This window comes from Alteromonas sp. AWQ4_252 (assembly GCF_056158205.1).
Genome location: NZ_JBSWSV010000001.1, coordinates 3,524,033 through 3,540,912, shown reverse-complemented (window position 1 = coordinate 3,540,912; position 16,880 = coordinate 3,524,033). Strand labels below are relative to the sequence as shown.

Genomic DNA, 16,880 nt, shown 5'->3' with positions numbered 1-16,880 from the left:
TTTAAATATCCGCTTTATTTTTTCAAATAGTTGTATTCAGTTTCCATTCAGCTTACGTTAGCAATAATCATCATGTACAGATGTAATTTTCAGGGGGCAACATGTTTCGTAGTTTTGTTACGGTTTTGGCTGTAATGTTGATGGCTGGCTGCTCAATCATTCCAGATGAGATTGCTGTGCCAGATGACACCAATCTTGTTAGCTATAACAAGGCGGTAACTGGCGGAGAAATGGTTCGCGGGCAAACTGCGCGCTGGGGTGGAGTTGTTGTTGGGGTTGAAAATAAAGACAATAAAACCTTTGTTGAAGTTGTCAATTTTCCATTGAATCACTACGGACGGCCTAACACGAGAGAAGAAACTATTGGTCGCTTTAAGGTCGAAATGGATGGGTTTGTTGATCCTATTAATTTCGAGGAAGGCAGAGCAGTAACCTTTGTCGGTACAGTGAAAGCGCCGATTGCAGGTATGGTTGGCGAGCAACCTTACATGTACCCAAGGTTAGCGGGAAGTAATTTCCATTTTTGGCGAGAGAATTCCGGAAATTTCATTCACCCGATGTTTTTTGACTACAGACTTGGCTGGTATTCACCCTATTACTATTCATTTTATCGACCTTACTATTCTCCGTTCGCGTTTGGCGTAGGGTTAGGGCCAGCGTATTATTACAATAGCCGCGTTGTTAGAAGCCGTTCGCAACCTGTGATATTCAGAGGCAACGTTCGTAGCAGTCAAACAAGTACACCACGTCCCCGGGCTGTTGTAACCAGGCCATCAGCTTCCACTCCTTCGCCTGTGGCGGGTGGTTCACGGACAAAAATAAAGTGATCAACAGGTAATCATTTTCCTTATAAAGCGGCACATTGTTGCCGCTTTTTGCTATTCATTGCCGCGTTGAGGAAACGTTATGATAGAAACTGCATTTGCAATTGGAAATTCATCGTTGTCAGCTTTGGATAATCAGGGGGGAGGAAAAGTAATCATTGGCTTGCATGGTTACTTGGATAACGCAGCGTCGCTGTCCCCCCTTGCACCTTATCTTCATGACAGTCGTTTTATTGCGCTCGATCTACCAGGTCACGGTCGTTCTTTCCACCGTCCTCACGGTGCACACTATCACCAGATGGACTATCTACAGGATATTTATGCATTTGTTCAGGAACAGGGCTTTGAACAAGTGATAATGCTAGGGCATTCTTTAGGGGGGATTTTGGCATCCTTATATGCCGCCGTATTTCCCGAGCAGGTGAGCGCTGTTATTAGCATTGACGCTTGCGGTCCGTTGACAATGGAAGAGGCCTCAAGTGCAGAGCAGATAGCTGGTTCTATCCGCAGCCGTTATAATAAAGAACGCAACAGGTTACGGACAGTAAATCTTGACGATGCGGTGAAGGCTCGCTGCGCTATTGCCGATATACAGCCTGAGCATGCGCGATCGATTATTGAACGAAATTTAACACAAGATGCATCCGGACATTGTTTTTGGGCTAGTGATCCCAAATTGCGTACTCGCTCAACGCTAAGGTTGACAGAAGCCCAGGCTGAGGCTCTGATGCGCAGTATTGAATGTCCCGTATGGATTGGTGGAGCAAGTAAAAGCTTCAAGGAAATCAATGCTGTATACCAAATGCGAGCCAATTGGTTTTGTGACAGCAAACTGCAAATGTTTGAAGGAGGCCATCATATTCACATGGAAAAAACCGATGAAGTTGGTACCGCCATTAAGCAATTTGTTGAACAATTGTAAATACCGGCGTTTATCTTTTCTTATTCATCCTATAAAATACGTAACAAATCAGACCAGTTGTAAACAAGTGGTTAAATCGTATTCTTTTTCTTCGAATAATAAGAAAAACGACTTCCGGAGGGTGTGTGGAAAAAATTTGGCTTGAGCATTATGACCCTAGCGTGTCGGCAGAAATTGACCCTGATCGTTATGCGTCTATCGTTGATATTTTTGAACAATCAATTGCTACCTATGGTGACAAAACTGCCTACATTAATATGGGGCAAAGCCTGTCGTTCAAAGAATTAGATGTTCTGACATCACAATTCGCCGCTTACTTACAAAACAGCGGTCTGGAGCGTGGAGACGCAGTCGCCATTATGATGCCTAACTTGCTGCAATATCCCGTCGCGATGTTTGGCATCCTCCGTGCGGGCATGACTGTAGTCAATGTAAACCCTTTATACACTGCACGTGAGTTAAAGCACCAACTTACCGATGCTAATGTTCAGGCTATTGTAATTGTAGATAATTTTGCTGCCACGCTTGAAAGTATTATCTCAGAAACACCGGTAAAAAAAGTTCTTCGAACAGGATTGGGAGATATGCTGCCAGCCCCAAAACGTTGGGTTGTCAATTTCGCTGTTAAACATGTGAAAAAACTCGTTCCTGATTTTAATCTGCCAGACGCAGACTCATTTATGCAGGCGGTAAAATCCGGCGCTAAGCTGACTTATCAGAAAGTGGATGTGAAAGGCGATGATTTGGCGTTTCTGCAATACACTGGCGGTACAACAGGTGTATCTAAAGGGGCAATGCTTACCCACCGCAACATGATTGCTAATCTTGAGCAGGTATCAGGGATCCTCGAGATTGTTATTGAGCCGGGAGAAGACCTCGTGGTAACGGCACTACCGCTGTACCATATCTTTGCATTACTGGCTAATTGCTTATTGTTTTTAAAATTTGGTTGTCCAAATTTGTTGATCACTAACCCCCGGGATATGCCGGCGTTTGTAAAAGAACTGTCAAAACACAACTTCGCTATTTTGCCTGGTGTGAATACACTTTTTAACGGGCTGCTCAACACTCCGGGTTTTAAAGAGTTGGACTTTTCCAACTTCAAATTTGGACTAGGGGGCGGAATGGCTGTGCAGCGTCCGGTTGCTGAGCGTTGGCAAGAAGTCACTGGAACAGTTTTACTCGAAGGATACGGACTGACTGAATGCTCGCCGGTTGTAGCCGTTAACCCACCAAACATAGAGGCGTATAAAGGCGCTATTGGCATGCCTGTGCCGTCAACGGATATTCGATTGCTTGATGACGAGGGTAACGAAGTTGCTCTGGGTGAAGCCGGTGAGATGTGGGTTAAAGGGCCTCAGGTTATGAAGGGCTATCTGAATCGCCCGGACGAGACCGATGAAATTTTGAAAGATGGATGGCTTGCTACCGGCGATATTGCCAAGGCGGATGAGCAAGGTTATTTGTATATTGTTGACCGCAAAAAAGATATGATTCTGGTTTCGGGCTTTAATGTATTTCCCAATGAAATCGAAGAAGTCGCGGCTATGCATGAAGATGTAGTAGAAGCGGCCGCCATTGGTGTTCCTCACGAAGTGAGTGGTGAAGTTGTAAAGCTGTTTATTGTGGCCAAGGACGACACCCTTTCAGCTGAAGTTGTTATTGCCCATTGTAGAAAGCATCTCACTGGCTACAAGGTGCCGAAACACGTTGAATTTAAAAACGAGCTGCCAAAAACCAATGTTGGTAAAATTTTACGCAGGGAGTTGCGCGACTAGCTCGTAACGCTTTGCTTAACAACAGGACAGCCGGCAACAATGCCGGCTGTTTTATATAATGAACTATACTTTAATCACAGACGAAAACGCACTCACGGTACTGTGCAAGCAAGCGAGAGAGACGAAAGCTGTCGCCATTGACACAGAATTTGTGCGCACCAAAACACTGACTCCCCAGTTGGGTTTGTTACAGTTGTTCGACGGCGAGCAACTGGCGCTTATCGACCCCCTGGCAATTGATGACATGTCTTCGTTTGTTGCTTTGATGCAGGATCAGAGCGTGGTGAAAGTACTGCACTCGTGCTCCGAAGATCTCGAAACTTTTCTAACCGCATTCGATTGCATACCGTCTCCGGTTTTTGATACCCAGGTTGCTGCGAGTATTCTTGGGCTTGGTGCTACGCTGGGGTATGCGAAGCTCGTAGAGTTATTATGTGATAAACACTTAGATAAAGGGGAATCGCGAACTGATTGGTTGGCAAGGCCACTCAGGGAAGCTCAGCTACATTATGCCGCGAATGATGTGCTGTACTTGCTCCCAGCTTACAACCTGTTAGCTGAGCGAATTCACCAAGTCCACAAGTATGATTGGGTAGTGCAGGAAATAGCCGGTTTGGCTGAGAAAAAACGCGCTTCCATTGCTCCGGAGTTTGCTTATCTCCAATTAAAAAATACCTGGCGATTAAACGTTGAGCAATTAACCGTGTTCAGGCATCTCGCTGCCTGGAGACTCAGTGTTGCGCGGCAGAAAAATATCGCACTGAATTTTGTGGTGCGGGAAAGTCAGTTGTTCGATATTGCAACTAAAATGCCTAACAGTCGAAGTGCTTTGAGCAATTTAGGGCTGCCTCCGCAAACTTTCAGGCGCTATGCAGACACGCTCCTCGGGCTGGTTCAAGAGGCGAGAACGCTTTTTGAAGATGCGCCACCGCACCTTCGTTTAACGCGTATCAAACGTCTCATCGACTTCCCCGAGTACAAGAAAACAATGAGTGCGATTAAGGCGGTATGCGCAGACGTTGCTCAGCAGTACGAAGTAGGGGAAGACGTGATAGCCTCTAAAAAGCAAATCAATCAGGTGCTAAAATGGCAGTGGTTCGACAACGATGAATATCGCGCGCAAGGTTTGAGCCCCGACTTGGTTTCCGGTTGGCGTGCTGCGTTGCTCAAAGAGCGTATAGAAGCGATTATCGGTCCTATTAAACCTCTGATGAATGAATAATAGCGAGAGTGTGTATGCTTTGTGCAGTTTACAAAACACGAAAAAAAGAAGGCATGTACCTTTACGTGCCTGGAAAGGACGCTTTTGAAGATGTTCCTGAAGTATTGATGGACAAGTTTGGTAAACCTGAATTAGTGATGCTCGTTGCATTGCAAAAGCAGACCAGGCTAGCAGGAGTGGACAAAAAGGAAGTGCAGGACGCGTTAGAAGAAAAAGGGTTTTATTTACAGATGCCGCCGAAACAGGATGACTTACTAGCGTCTCATCGCCAGGCTATGGGCATGTCTCCCTACGTAGAAAAGAAATTCTGAAGGGGATCAACATGGGGAAGGTTTTCATCTTCGCGAGTTTTATGGCTCTGGTTGTTTGCGCTAAGCCGGTTTTAGGGCAGGAAGAAAAAAGTGCTGAAGGCTTTGCACAATATTTGCTCGAGCTTGGCGCAGAAGCTAAGGAGCAAGGGGTCGACCCTTCAGTCGTTGATGCGGCGCTCGCTACTGCTACTTTTCGTCCTACCGTTGTAAAAGCAGACAAGAATCAGCCAGAGAAAAAAATCACCCTGGACGACTACCTCAAAACTCGCGTGCCTGACTGGAAAGTAACTCAGGCGGTGAAGTTGTATAATCAACACAAAGCTTTACTAGAAGAGATCAGTGACAAGTATGGTGTCCAGGCCAGATTTATCGTAGCGCTGTGGGGAAATGAGTCGAACTTTGGCAAAATTCAGGGTAACTTTCCGGTATTTTCAGCGCTAGCCTCTTTGGCTTACGAAGGCAGACGCGAAGCACTTTTCAAAAAGCAGTTTTTTGCAGCATTGCGTATTGTAGAAGAAGGTCACGCTAAAGCGGATGGCCTCAAAGGATCGTGGGCAGGGGCAATGGGGCAAAGCCAGTTTATGCCAACATCCTTTTTGACTTATGCCGTAGATTATGACGGTGATGGTCGAAAAGACATTTGGGGAACACCAGCGGATGTATTTGCCTCTATTGCTAATTTTCTTGCCAGTGAAGGCTGGGATAGGGATTACACATGGGGAAGGCAGGTAAAATTTACCCCGCAATACCACGGTGAGCACAATGGCTTAAGTAAAGACAAATTTGTGCCGTTGGCAACCTGGCAGGAAAGAGGGGTGAGAAAATTTGATATGTCACCTTTACCTGATGTTAATGTCAAAGCGTCGTTAATCATGCCAGACGGACCGAAAGGGCGTTTGTATCTGGTTTATAGTAATTTTCATACCCTGATGAAGTGGAATCGCTCATCGTATTTTGGTATTTCCGTTAGCTATTTAGCGGATCGAATAAACAAAGGTTATTGATATGTATCAGCACCTCAATGAACTCGCTCAACCCATCGGGTTGCCTGTGACACGGGCACTGTGTGTGGGTCGTAACTACCTCGACCATGTTCAGGAATTAAATAACGAAGTGCCAGATGAAGCCTTGCTATTTATGAAGCCTCAGCCAGCGCTGTGTCATTTGTCTGAACCTGTGGTAATTCCCGATTCATTGGGTGCGTGTCATAACGAGCTGGAATTAGCAGTTTTGCTTAAAGCCCCTTTGTGCAAAGCATCTGAAGAGGAAATTCTCGGCGCAATATGGGGAATAGGGCTGGGGTTAGACCTCACCCTTCGCGATGTTCAGACCTCACTGAAAGCTAAAGGTTACCCGTGGGAACGGGCGAAAGCGTTTGATTTTAGTTGCCCTCTAAGTCGTTTCATTCCTGTAAGTCAATTTGGTAATCTCCAGGACATTTCGTTTTCGCTACATATCAATGGAGAAACTCGGCAGCAGGGCAACAGTAAATTAATGATAAAGCCTGTTGTTGAGCTTATTGCTGAAATGTCTCATGTTTTCACCCTTCAGGCAGGAGATGTCATTTTGACAGGTACACCAAAAGGTGTGGGGCCATTGCACGACGGCGATACTGTCACAGCAGAGCTGGAAGGGTGTCTGTCTGTAACGACAAGTGTGGTGGTATGAGCAAACGATTCTGGGAATCTAAACCGTTAGAAGCTATGACAGATGCTGAATGGGAATCGATTTGTGATGGTTGTGCCAAATGCTGTCTGCACAAGTTCATCGACGACGATGAAGCTAGTGAAGCCGCACCAACTGATGTGTTGCGTCAAGGCGAGGAAATTATCTACACCAATATCGCGTGTTCTCTGCTTAACACCAAAACTTGCGCGTGTACAAAGTATACGGAGCGCACGAAGTTAGTCCCTGATTGTGTGAAATTAACCAAACAGAACCTGAAAGACATCTTCTTTATGCCCCCGAGTTGCAGTTATCGCCGGTTGCAAGAAGGACAAGGTCTGCCTTCCTGGCATCCTTTGCTCAACAACGGGAAAAAAGCACGCATGCACCGTGCTGGCATGTCAGTGAGAGGTAAGACAGTGTTTGAAACGGATGTGGATTTGGAGCATTTCGAGGACTATATCGCTACCTGGCCGCTAGAAAATAAAGATTAGCGCGTTAAATAGGCGCTAACTGGCGGTTAGCGCATATAGCAGTGCATCCCGTCCGAAGATCCTTTTGCGGCAAAACCCTTCTTTTTCCGCCCCTATTTTCTCGGCAACGCGCAAGCTAGCCTTGTTGTTCGGTTCTATATACAGTTCCAGTCGAAGCAAATTCATTTGCTGGAAAGCCAGCTTCAACAAAGTGTTGCACAATGCGACCGCTAAGCCTTGCCCGCAAGCTTCTGGCCTAATCCAGAAGCCCAGATTGGCAGATTGATGTATCGGGTGAATGTAGTTGATAAAACCCATGCCCAGACACTTTTCGTTCATCATTAGCAAATAGGTAATGCCATAACCCTGAGTTCGCTTGGCGTCGAGTTCTTGCAAACACTGTCTCGCCTGCGCTGGAGATACCGGGCAAAGGCTCGCCCCAAGCCAGGGGCGAACATGCACGATTGACTTTTGCGCCGATTCGCTAAGAGCATCTGCATGCTTAAGACTTGCTCGCTCAACGACTATTGGTTCAGAGGTCGTCGCAATCGAAGGCAACCGTGAAGGGAGTATGGTCAAATCAATCAAAAGGGTTTCTTATCCAATATACGAGCACCAAAAACGACTATGAAGAGCCCGGCATATACTGCGAAAATCACCATCATCCATTCAGGCATACCTAAACCTGCAAAACGCCAACCATCATCAAGACAATCGCCTTTGGCTTCAAACAGAAATGGTAGCCAGTTATATAGGGGCATAAATGAGGGGAAATTAGGCACAATTTCACAGCTGGCAAAAAATGAGTCGCTGTGAATGATCTCATAGTGTTCCCTGGCTATCAGAAAGCCCCAAATTGATGATACTGCCCAGCCGGCGAAAGCTATCATTCTGGTTAGGCCGTGATTAATGATAACTACCAAAAGAGCAGACAACATAACACCGATAACTGCAGTACGCTGATAAATACACATGACGCAAGGATTTAACCCATTCACGTGTTGAAAAAACAGAGCAGTAGCAAGCAACCCAAAAGCGGAGATAAATAAGAGTAGCCAGGGAGCTTTGCGCTCTGCCTGGCTACTTATCCAATGAATAATACTCATATCGAGTGACGCATCCTAGTGTGACTCGGCACCCGTACCGGGTAATGCCGTGTGGTGTTCAATAAGATGCATATCGTACAGTGTCTGTGTAGCGTCAACCAGCCCAAAATAGGTGGCTGCCAGACCTACTAAGGTGAGTACCACAGTGTACGGTAGTGCCATGACTACCATTTTCCCATATGACAGCCTTAGCAGTGGTGCAATGGCCGAGGTCAACAGGAATAAAAATGCCGCTTGTCCATTCGGTGTTGCCACTGAGGGCAGGTTAGTCCCCGTATTAATGGCAACGGCAAGTAAGTCGAACTGGTCACGGGTAATTTGTCCTTGTTCTAAAGCGGCCATTACCTCAGTGATATAGACAGAGCCCACGAACACGTTGTCGCTGACCATCGATAGAACCCCATTTGCCAGGTAGAACATAACGAGTTGAGTTTCACCTTCAAAAGATAGCACCCACTGTATGACAGGTTGGAAGAGCTGTTGATCGATAATAACGGCTACTACGCCAAAGAATACACAAAGTAGCGCGGTAAAGGGCAGGGCTTCTTCAAACGCCTTGCCTAATGCATGTTCTTCGATGATGCCGCTAGCGGACGTCGCAAGCACTATAACCGACAATCCGATAAGCCCGACAGAGGCAAAGTGTCCGGCCAGGCCAACGACCAGCCACACACCAATGAGGGCTTGAACTGCCAAGCGAGCTTTATCTCTGTTAGTGCGTCCTTCATCCATGTGTTTGTCGTAAGAAACGAGTATATCTCTTACCGCAGCAGGTAACTGTGCCCCATAAGAAAACAGTTTTGTTTTTTCAAGAATGATGGTTGTAAGTAAACCACACACAAATACAGGTATGGTAATGGGGGCCATTCGGGTGGCGAACTCTACAAAGTCCCAGCCAGCCTTGTCAGCAATAATGAGGTTTTGTGGCTCACCCACCATGGTCATTACGCCACCGAGGGCAGTACCCACAGCAGAGTGCATCATCAGGTTGCGTAAAAACGCGCGGAAATTTTCTAAATCGTCTCTTCCGAGGTGTTGAACATTATTGTCATCGGTATGGTCGTGGTCGTGGTGAAACTCTTTACCTGATGCTACTTTGTGATAGATCGTGTAAAAACCCAACCCTACGGCAATAATAACAGCGACAACCGTAAGTGCATCGAGGAAAGCTGATAAGAAGGCTGATGCAGTAATAAACGCCAGAGAAAGCACCATCTTATTTTTTACTCTGATTACCAGTTTGGTGAACAGAAATAAGAGTAAGTCCTTCATGAAATGTATGCCTGCCACCATAAATACCAGAAGCAGGAGTACTTCAAGGTTAACTTCAATTTCATGCATCATATGTCCTGGTGAGGTCATGCCTATGAACATGGCCTCAATGAGCAGTAAGCCGCCAGGTTGCAGGGGATAGCACTTCAAGGCCATTGCCAGGGTGAAGATGAATTGAATAACTAAAACCCAGCCAGCGATATAGGTATCCACCATGAATAAGAATGGGTTTGCAATAAGAAATGCCACAATGGTTTTCTTATACCAATCCGGTGCATGTCCGAGAAAGTTTTTATATAACGCCATTGGCAGCGAGGTTTGCATGTTTACTTTTCCTTTAACAACGTGTTGGCGAAGATTGTCGCTTTTTTTTGTATTACTTCCAGAATAGTTTCAAGGAAGTGTGACTACATGATTCTAGACGACTTTTGTGATTTTTTTATGGTAAACAGAGATTACCTGAAAATGAAATGATGAGAAAGACAGGAAATACGTAGTAAGTATGAGTGCAGACACCTTTTTTATTGTTTTTAATTAATGCGTCTCGCCGGTGTGACTACAAAAGAGCAGGTTTTCTGTCAGGTTCGTTGGTTCCGGGCGCGACGCCGAAAGCCTCTGATTATCTAAATAAAATTACCTTTTCATAAAAAATTATATATTCTTGATTAATTAAGGATAAAATATGCCAATTTGAACGGGAGTGTATTTATGGCCCCTCATCCTGTGGTAACACAACTTATCTCAATTGTGTCTTCCAAATTTGTTACTACTGGCGATAAGAAAACTGAGCATTACCGCGCTGGGTGGCGCTCTGGTAAAGGCAGTGCGCTAGCAGTCGTATTTCCGCAAACGTTGTTGCAGTACTGGCATGTGTTGCAGGTATGTGTAAAAAATGATTGCATCATTATTCTGCAGGCTGCGAAGACCGGCTTAACTGAGGGGTCGACGCCGTCTGGTAACGACTACGATCGGGAAGTGGTGGTCATCAATACCCTGGCCATGGATAAGTTAATGGTTTTGGGAGAAGGCGAGCAGGTGGTGTGTTTACCGGGCACTACACTACACAAGCTGGAAAAGACACTAAAGCCGCTTTCCAGAGCTCCCCACTCTGTAATTGGGTCGTCAAGCCTCGGTGCCACCGTGGTCGGTGGCGTGGCGAACAATTCTGGCGGCGCCTTGGTAAAGCGAGGGCCTGCGTATACCGAATTATCAGTTTTTGCCTGGGTAAACGAAAAAGGCGAGCTTTCCCTGGTGAATCATCTCGGAATTGATTTGGGAGGAACACCTGAAGAAATCCTGAATAACCTGGAAAACCGACAATTTGAACTCGCCGATTTAGCTACTGCAGAAAAAGCCAGCGCCACGGATTACGAAACATTGCTGCGGAACATAGACGCCGATACACCCAGCCGATACAACGCAGATACTGCCAGGCTGTACGAAGCCAGCGGTTGTGCAGGAAAAATTGCTGTATTTGCTGTGCGTTTAGATACCTTTCCCGTTGCGCAAAAAGAGCAAACTTTTTACATCGGCACGAATGATCCGACAACATTGACAACTCTTCGACGACACATGCTTAGTAAGTTCAAACATTTACCTGAAGTAGGGGAGTATATGCATCGGGATATTTTCGATGTATCCAGAGATTACGGGAAAGATACTTTTTTAGCCGTGAAACTCTTAGGTACAGACCGACTGCCGAAAATGTTTGCCATGAAGGGGCGAATTGACGCTGTGTTAAATAAGCTAAAATTCGTACCTCATTATCTGACAGACCGTGTCATGCAGGGCATTGCAAAGTTATTTCCATTTCATTTACCTCATAAATTGGTGACTTACAGAGATCGCTACGAACATCACCTGATCCTAAAAATGAGCGGGAATGGAGTTGAGGAAGCGCGCAGCTATCTCACTGATTTCTTTAATGGTAACAATGATTGTGGGAGTTTTTTTGAGTGTAATGCTGAAGAGACGCAAGCTGCATTTCTCAACCGTTTTGCGGCCGCGGGGGCGGCTATGCGTTATCAACTTTTACACGAAAAGGACGTAGGGGACATACTTGCACTGGACATTGCGTTACGTCGAAATGAGTTACAGTGGGAAGAATCGTTGCCTGGCCACATCGAAGAGAAAATCGATAAAAAACTCTATTACGGTCACTTCTTTTGTCATGTTTTTCATCAGGACTATATACTGAAAAAAGGAGTAGATCCCAAGGCAGTTAAAAAAGATATGTTGAGGCTACTGGATTCTCGTGGAGCTAAATATCCTGCTGAGCACAACGTTGGCCACTTGTACTCAGCAGAAGATGGATTGCGCAACTTCTATAAATCTTTAGATCCCACCAATACGTTTAACCCAGGTATTGGCCAGATGGAGAAAACAAAGCGAAATTGCGCGTGTTGTTTGTAGCTCTCACGTGTTGCCAGGATAACACTTAAGTACAGACATAGGGCAGTCAGACAAGCTACGATACGTAACGTCAATGATGCCAAGTGGTAGGAAAAACGAGCCCATTGTTTTAACTCGACGATATGGTTTCCTGCCACAACTTCTCCGTGACCTTTGGTAACAATTATTAAGGAAAATTGCCGCTGCTTGCCGTTGATATTCGCTGTCTACAGTAGCCCTTCGGTTTGTAAAGGCAGGGGTGAAATTAACCATGTTTTGTTGGGATAGACTTCAATATACTGATCATTTCCTGGTTTCCAGCAAGGTTTGCAAAGTCAATCAGATAGCTTTTTTCAATCTCAGTCATTGTCTGGTCAGCTAGCATAACTTTCACTGTCTGTGTTTCGCCATTGGCAATGGCGGTTTTAAGACCCATGTAGTTTTCGATACTCCCAGTGTTTTGTTTCATAGATCACCTCTGTATTGTGTTGCTTTTAGGGTTTTAATCGCTGCGCTTACGGTTCTCTTTTCGCTGCTCCTCCACGAGCTCCTCAAGTGCCGAGCCCGGATCTTCTTCCCCGGCAACGGAGTCAGCTATTGGGCTGGCCGCCTCAGCTTCAGAGTCTTCTAGCTTATCGTTCTTGTTTACTGCACTATCGTCTTTGCTTACTTCTTTGCTTGTCATAATTACGTCTTCTTGTGTCGCGGTATCAGGTATCTCCACTTCGCAGATTGACTCCGCTAATTAAGGAGAAGACAAGGTACCTATGAACCTTCTGTTACGGTTAACTTACAAATGAGATGCCAGGTTGTTCAAAAAGAGGTGTGAGCTGGGGAAGCTTGGTTAATAGTGGGACGTGAAGGAATGAGAAAAATCACTCAGCGTCATTCCTCTTACTTTTAAGAGGGAAAAATGTGCTTGGGAATGTAGTTTTTACACTTAAATCTGTGAGACTGATTTAGCGATATCAGTGACACTGACATCGCTATTGTGAGAAATATTGGCTATTCGAAGCTATTGAATAAATTAGAACCGAAACCAAAGCCCCCTGGTTTAGCTGTCTGAGCTTGTTCAAAGGTTATTTGACGGCACAGCCGGTAAGCATAATGGTCAAAATAGTGAGCAACGCCATTTCACACCTATTCATGCAAACCTCCGTTTAATGACTATTGTGCAGACACTAATGGTTTAGTGACACTGGGGATCCCAGTGAATGGCCGAATACCGAATTCAGGATAAACTTCACTTGGAAAGTAAAACTTGCCTTTAGTGGTTACCAGTGAGATTGTTTTTATCGCTTTCAGGTTACCAGTAGGGTCACCAGGCACCAGGAAAAAGTCTGCTTTTTTACCTACTTCAATACTTCCATAGTCATCATGGCCCAGATACTGTGCCATGTCGTAGGAGGCGCGTTTTAATACTTCAGCAGGGCTCATACCAATTTTTTCGAAAAGCTCCAACTCGCGGTGGAGAAAGAATTCTCCGCCCATATCTGTGCCGGGAACTAACATAATGCCACGTTCATGCATTAATGACAGCGTTGATATAATTTTATCGAAAGCAGCCAAATAGGCTTTGTCTTCAGCCTCATCAGCCACATTTAACATGGCGGACTTTGCATCGCGTTGCACGCTGATAGGCATGTGGTCGATGTAGTCGATAACGGCAGTGTTTGTTACACCGTTTCGCCCGGTCATAGCGTATTCGTGAATAACGGCTGTCGGGTCATGGACAACATTATTTTTCACCATAAGATCAAGAGTATTTTCAACTTTCTCGTTTGATAAATCCAAATCGACAAAACGTTTCATACCCGTAATTCTGAATAAGGTACGGGTGTCTTCATCTGGTGACAGCACCCAACCCAGCATTATTTGATTGATGTGAGTAAGTTCGTCATAGCCGGCTTCTATCATTTGGTCTGCACGATAAAAAGCAGGCACGTGACCGGCTACACGCAGGCCTAATTTATGTGCTTCTGTGACAATGTCCGGCACCCACTCGCCATTCATTGAGTTATAAATTTTAATTTGCCAGTAACCCTTCTCTGCGTATTTTCGAACTTGCGCAATGGCCTCTTCTTTAGTCGTTACTAATTCACCTGTCGCGGCGCTGAACTCGCTTTTTCCTTCTATAAAACCACTTTTGGTGATCCTGGGGCCGATGAGCGTACCACTATCAATTTTTTCGATAAGTGCGTTTAACACGTCGTCTTCGTTACCCATATCCCGAATGCCGGTAACGCCTGCGAGTACATTTAAAAGGGCTTGATCATCGCCCACATGCCCATGCATATCATAAAGTCCGGCTATCAAAGTTCCGCCTTCACCATCAATGAGTACCTCACCGTCTCGTGGCGCAGTCTGAACAGGTTCGATGGCGGTAATCGTTTCGCCTTCAACTATCACTGAAGCGGGGGGGGATAATGCTAATAAGGACGGGTTAAATATACGGACGTTATTGACTCGCACCGGAAGGTCAAACGTGTGGGTAACTTTGTCGGCGATATTTTCAAATCGCTCGCTATTTAAGGTCGCGGCCAATTCTCGTAACCGTTTGTCTTCGCCGATGAGTTTTTGCGACAATACTGCGACGTTTGGCCACAATACTCCTAGGAATGCTTGCTTGTCGTCCATCAATACGTAGGTAGGGTCCAAATCAATACCACCAACGGCATAAACGATGCCGTCAATTTCACCGTTACTTCCGTTTAAACTAACCTCACGTTTTGCGATAACGGTTATTTGCCCGGCAGGTAAGGCAGGGTAGGGTTCTCCGCCTGCATCTAACACAGTTTTTGCATACACATAGTATGCATAAGGGCTTGGGTCCTGGGCGATATAGAGTGATTTAGTATCGTGACTATCCTGACCTTTGCCTGCAGCCGATTGCCATGTTGCTTGCCCATCAACCACTTCAAAATATTCGTCTACCTCATTTCCAAACGTCGTTTTGCCGGTGATGCTCCAACTTACTGGCACACCTGTTTCAGACAGAAGTAATGTTTCGGCGCTCTCAGCCCCTCGACCATTGTTACTAAAACCATAATCAATAGTCATTTTTGTGCCGTTGTTAACAACCACTAAATCACCAACGTCTACACCGCCGAACAGAACGTCAAAAGTTGCATTAGAATTGGAAGCGTCTTGTTGGCTTATGGTGTTATGTTGTTGTTCCGTAGGTGTTTCTCCGGTACATGCTGACAAGCATGTCAGCACAATGGCAGTTGTCGTGAGTCGCATATTACGTTTCCTTACAATGTTTTACAGTAACTAACTCTGAGCCAGGGAATCAGGTTGCCTGTTGGTGAATCATCTTTCCAGCGCACGTAAAGCTGTTGTGCTGTTGGTTCTATTTCGGTTCGTGTTTAAACACGTCTCATAGGCTATCTTAGCGTTTGCCTCGTCTCCTACAAGCACGTACATATCACCTAACTGCTCGCGGATTGGTAATACCGCGCCAGGCGTAACGGGGTCTTTATCAACAGAGTCTTCAAGGTCGGCTGCTAAAACGAGTAGGGAGATGGCTTGCTGAGCATTTCCTTGAGCGTAGTTAATCCATGCATCAACGGCGTGGACTTGCGCCTCCACCAGAATCGCCCAATACGTAGGGCTGGTGCCCTTTGTTTCATTCAATAACTTGTGCAGTTCTGCCAGGCTTTGCTTTGCAGCGTTAATATCGTTGTTTCTGGCAGCACCTACACCACGACTGAAATAGGTAATCGCTTCTATTTGTGGAAATGCTGTCCAATTGATGTAACTTGGCGATTTTATCGGAAGTTGACTGGCGTCACGCCACTGATGACTTTCTAATGCTATTCTTGCGGGTATGCTTGCTAGGGCATAAGCAACGGGGAATGTGGGTGGCATAGGCGGGTGAAGCGCTACTTCTTCAAAGGCTTGCTGTGCTAAAGCCTTTTGGTTCAATTGCATGTAACTGTAAACCAGGTAATCCAGAGCGTGGGCATAATGCATAGATGTTAACTCTTTATTGGAATGTTGTAGCGCGGCATTGGCAGATCGTACATTCCAGCTCACAGCATCTTTCCACATCCCTAATCGCACAAAAATATGACTGGGCATATGTAAAGCGTGGGGTACGTCAGGTGCAATTTTGTCATACGATCTGGCAATAGACATCGCTTTGTCTGCCAATATTGGGTTGTCGTAGGCATGAATGGCATAATGGACGGCACCAGGATGATCCGGATAATTAATCAACAGATTTTCCAGTTTCCTGCCTGCATGTTGATTTTGACTGTATGTTGCATCTTTCTTAGAGGCGGTAACTAGCAAAGCAAGAGCATGAAAGGCCACCGCGTCGATATCTTCGGGAAAAAGCTCTGCCAATTTTTCGTGTTTTTCAGCCCAACGAGCAAGGCGTTTTGTTTCGGGAAGGGTTTGCCACTCGTAATAGTAAGCCGCAGCCGCGGTTATATACCCAGTTTCTCGCTTGGTCTTTGCCAAACTTTTCGCTTTAGTTATCGCCTTTTCACCCCTGAGGGTGGCCTCTTCGGATATTTTATCCGGCCACAACGGATGAAACAGAGACATAGAATATCCCCAGTACAGCATTGCACAGCCTTCTTCACGCTTTATCCAGCTATCAAAATGCCTTTCAGCTTGAGCGTACATCATGTGATGTAGAAGAGCGACACCCGTATTCATAGCCTCTTGCGCTTCCTCACTACAAGATACAGTAAAGTCAACGGCGCCCGATCTGCCTAAACTAGGCAGCGCTTTGTTCTGGTTATCGACTAGTTCGTTGCAACAAACATCCATGCTACTAAAAAGAAATATTGCTGCCAGTAAACTCAAACGAGGTGTAGTGAACATCATCATGTATATCCCTATTTACTCTCATATATGAAGTTGCTAACAGGAAAGACGGTTCAACTTAATCCGAGTAATGCTTC

General features: G+C 45.6%; 16 protein-coding genes. 9 read left to right on the top strand and 7 right to left on the bottom strand.

Annotated elements, in window-relative coordinates:
* Window positions 1-101 precede the first annotated feature (101 nt).
* From ACXACM_RS15530 to ACXACM_RS15495, 8 genes are all read left to right on the top strand, one after another.
* Window positions 102-827 (top strand): Slp family lipoprotein, encoded by a 726-nt coding sequence (locus ACXACM_RS15530; RefSeq protein ID WP_474822868.1) that lies wholly within the window; start codon window positions 102-104, stop codon window positions 825-827.
* A 79-nt stretch (window positions 828-906) separates the two neighbouring features.
* Window positions 907-1,746 carry an alpha/beta fold hydrolase gene (locus tag ACXACM_RS15525; protein ID WP_474822866.1) on the top strand — a complete coding sequence of 280 codons (840 nt, stop codon included), beginning with the start codon at window positions 907-909 and terminating at the stop codon, window positions 1,744-1,746.
* Between the two features lie 125 nt (window positions 1,747-1,871).
* Window positions 1,872-3,524 (top strand): long-chain-fatty-acid--CoA ligase FadD, encoded by a 1,653-nt coding sequence (gene fadD, locus ACXACM_RS15520; protein WP_474822865.1) that lies wholly within the window; start codon window positions 1,872-1,874, stop codon window positions 3,522-3,524.
* A 58-nt stretch (window positions 3,525-3,582) separates the two neighbouring features.
* Window positions 3,583-4,746: a ribonuclease D gene (rnd, locus tag ACXACM_RS15515; RefSeq protein ID WP_474822864.1), complete on the top strand. Its 1,164-nt coding sequence runs from the start codon at window positions 3,583-3,585 to the stop codon at window positions 4,744-4,746.
* 14 nt (window positions 4,747-4,760) lie between these two features.
* Window positions 4,761-5,057, top strand: coding sequence for a YcgL domain-containing protein (locus tag ACXACM_RS15510; RefSeq protein ID WP_474822863.1), 297 nt, complete (start codon window positions 4,761-4,763; stop codon window positions 5,055-5,057).
* Window positions 5,058-5,068: 11 nt separating this feature from the next.
* Window positions 5,069-6,061, top strand: coding sequence for a lytic murein transglycosylase (locus ACXACM_RS15505; RefSeq protein WP_474822861.1), 993 nt, complete (start codon window positions 5,069-5,071; stop codon window positions 6,059-6,061).
* A 1-nt stretch (window position 6,062) separates the two neighbouring features.
* Window positions 6,063-6,725 (top strand): fumarylacetoacetate hydrolase family protein, encoded by a 663-nt coding sequence (locus ACXACM_RS15500; RefSeq protein WP_474822860.1) that lies wholly within the window; start codon window positions 6,063-6,065, stop codon window positions 6,723-6,725.
* On the top strand, window positions 6,722-7,216 hold the full coding sequence (locus ACXACM_RS15495; RefSeq protein WP_474822859.1) for a YcgN family cysteine cluster protein: 495 nt from the start codon (window positions 6,722-6,724) through the stop codon (window positions 7,214-7,216). The genes ACXACM_RS15500 and ACXACM_RS15495 overlap by 4 nt, the downstream gene beginning before the upstream one ends.
* Window positions 7,217-7,231: 15 nt before the next feature.
* On the opposite strand, the gene ACXACM_RS15490 is transcribed toward ACXACM_RS15495, so the two are convergent.
* Genes ACXACM_RS15490 through nhaB form a run of 3 tightly spaced genes read right to left on the bottom strand, consistent with a single transcriptional unit; the run spans window position 7,232 to window position 9,897 of the window.
* Window positions 7,232-7,783 carry a GNAT family N-acetyltransferase gene (locus ACXACM_RS15490; RefSeq protein ID WP_474822858.1) on the bottom strand — a complete coding sequence of 184 codons (552 nt, stop codon included), beginning with the start codon at window positions 7,781-7,783 and terminating at the stop codon, window positions 7,232-7,234.
* Window positions 7,780-8,301 carry a disulfide bond formation protein DsbB gene (dsbB, locus tag ACXACM_RS15485; protein WP_474822857.1) on the bottom strand — a complete coding sequence of 174 codons (522 nt, stop codon included), beginning with the start codon at window positions 8,299-8,301 and terminating at the stop codon, window positions 7,780-7,782. The genes ACXACM_RS15490 and dsbB overlap by 4 nt, the downstream gene beginning before the upstream one ends.
* A 15-nt stretch (window positions 8,302-8,316) precedes the next feature.
* Window positions 8,317-9,897, bottom strand: coding sequence for a sodium/proton antiporter NhaB (gene nhaB, locus ACXACM_RS15480; protein WP_474822856.1), 1,581 nt, complete (start codon window positions 9,895-9,897; stop codon window positions 8,317-8,319).
* A gap of 384 nt (window positions 9,898-10,281) precedes the next feature.
* Between nhaB and dld the strand changes: the two genes are divergently transcribed.
* Entirely contained in the window at window positions 10,282-11,985 is a 1,704-nt protein-coding gene (gene dld, locus ACXACM_RS15475; protein ID WP_474822854.1) for a D-lactate dehydrogenase, read from the top strand.
* 244 nt (window positions 11,986-12,229) lie between these two features.
* Here the strand turns inward: dld and ACXACM_RS15470 are convergent, their stop codons facing one another.
* From ACXACM_RS15470 to ACXACM_RS15455, 4 genes are all read right to left on the bottom strand, one after another.
* Entirely contained in the window at window positions 12,230-12,433 is a 204-nt protein-coding gene (locus ACXACM_RS15470) for a hypothetical protein (protein ID WP_474822853.1), read from the bottom strand.
* A 33-nt stretch (window positions 12,434-12,466) separates the two neighbouring features.
* Complete coding sequence (locus ACXACM_RS15465) at window positions 12,467-12,649, bottom strand: hypothetical protein (protein ID WP_474822852.1); 183 nt, start codon at window positions 12,647-12,649, stop codon at window positions 12,467-12,469.
* A 482-nt stretch (window positions 12,650-13,131) separates the two neighbouring features.
* A complete protein-coding gene (locus ACXACM_RS15460) occupies window positions 13,132-15,207 on the bottom strand; it encodes an amidohydrolase family protein (protein WP_474822851.1) in 2,076 nt (691 codons plus the stop codon).
* 69 nt (window positions 15,208-15,276) lie between these two features.
* Complete coding sequence (locus tag ACXACM_RS15455) at window positions 15,277-16,806, bottom strand: tetratricopeptide repeat protein (RefSeq protein ID WP_474822849.1); 1,530 nt, start codon at window positions 16,804-16,806, stop codon at window positions 15,277-15,279.
* Window positions 16,807-16,880 lie beyond the last annotated feature (74 nt).

Coding starts and splice junctions, on each gene's coding strand:
- dld (WP_474822854.1), top strand. CDS start 10,282: ATGGCCCCTCATCCTGTGGTAACACAACTTATCTCAATTGTGTCTTCC.
- ACXACM_RS15460 (WP_474822851.1), bottom strand. CDS start 15,207: ATGCGACTCACGACAACTGCCATTGTGCTGACATGCTTGTCAGCATGT.
- ACXACM_RS15510 (WP_474822863.1), top strand. CDS start 4,761: ATGCTTTGTGCAGTTTACAAAACACGAAAAAAAGAAGGCATGTACCTT.
- ACXACM_RS15525 (WP_474822866.1), top strand. CDS start 907: ATGATAGAAACTGCATTTGCAATTGGAAATTCATCGTTGTCAGCTTTG.
- ACXACM_RS15530 (WP_474822868.1), top strand. CDS start 102: ATGTTTCGTAGTTTTGTTACGGTTTTGGCTGTAATGTTGATGGCTGGC.
- dsbB (WP_474822857.1), bottom strand. CDS start 8,301: ATGAGTATTATTCATTGGATAAGTAGCCAGGCAGAGCGCAAAGCTCCC.
- ACXACM_RS15495 (WP_474822859.1), top strand. CDS start 6,722: ATGAGCAAACGATTCTGGGAATCTAAACCGTTAGAAGCTATGACAGAT.
- rnd (WP_474822864.1), top strand. CDS start 3,583: ATGAACTATACTTTAATCACAGACGAAAACGCACTCACGGTACTGTGC.
- ACXACM_RS15505 (WP_474822861.1), top strand. CDS start 5,069: ATGGGGAAGGTTTTCATCTTCGCGAGTTTTATGGCTCTGGTTGTTTGC.
- ACXACM_RS15470 (WP_474822853.1), bottom strand. CDS start 12,433: ATGAAACAAAACACTGGGAGTATCGAAAACTACATGGGTCTTAAAACC.
- ACXACM_RS15500 (WP_474822860.1), top strand. CDS start 6,063: ATGTATCAGCACCTCAATGAACTCGCTCAACCCATCGGGTTGCCTGTG.
- ACXACM_RS15455 (WP_474822849.1), bottom strand. CDS start 16,806: ATGATGATGTTCACTACACCTCGTTTGAGTTTACTGGCAGCAATATTT.
- nhaB (WP_474822856.1), bottom strand. CDS start 9,897: ATGCAAACCTCGCTGCCAATGGCGTTATATAAAAACTTTCTCGGACAT.
- ACXACM_RS15465 (WP_474822852.1), bottom strand. CDS start 12,649: ATGACAAGCAAAGAAGTAAGCAAAGACGATAGTGCAGTAAACAAGAAC.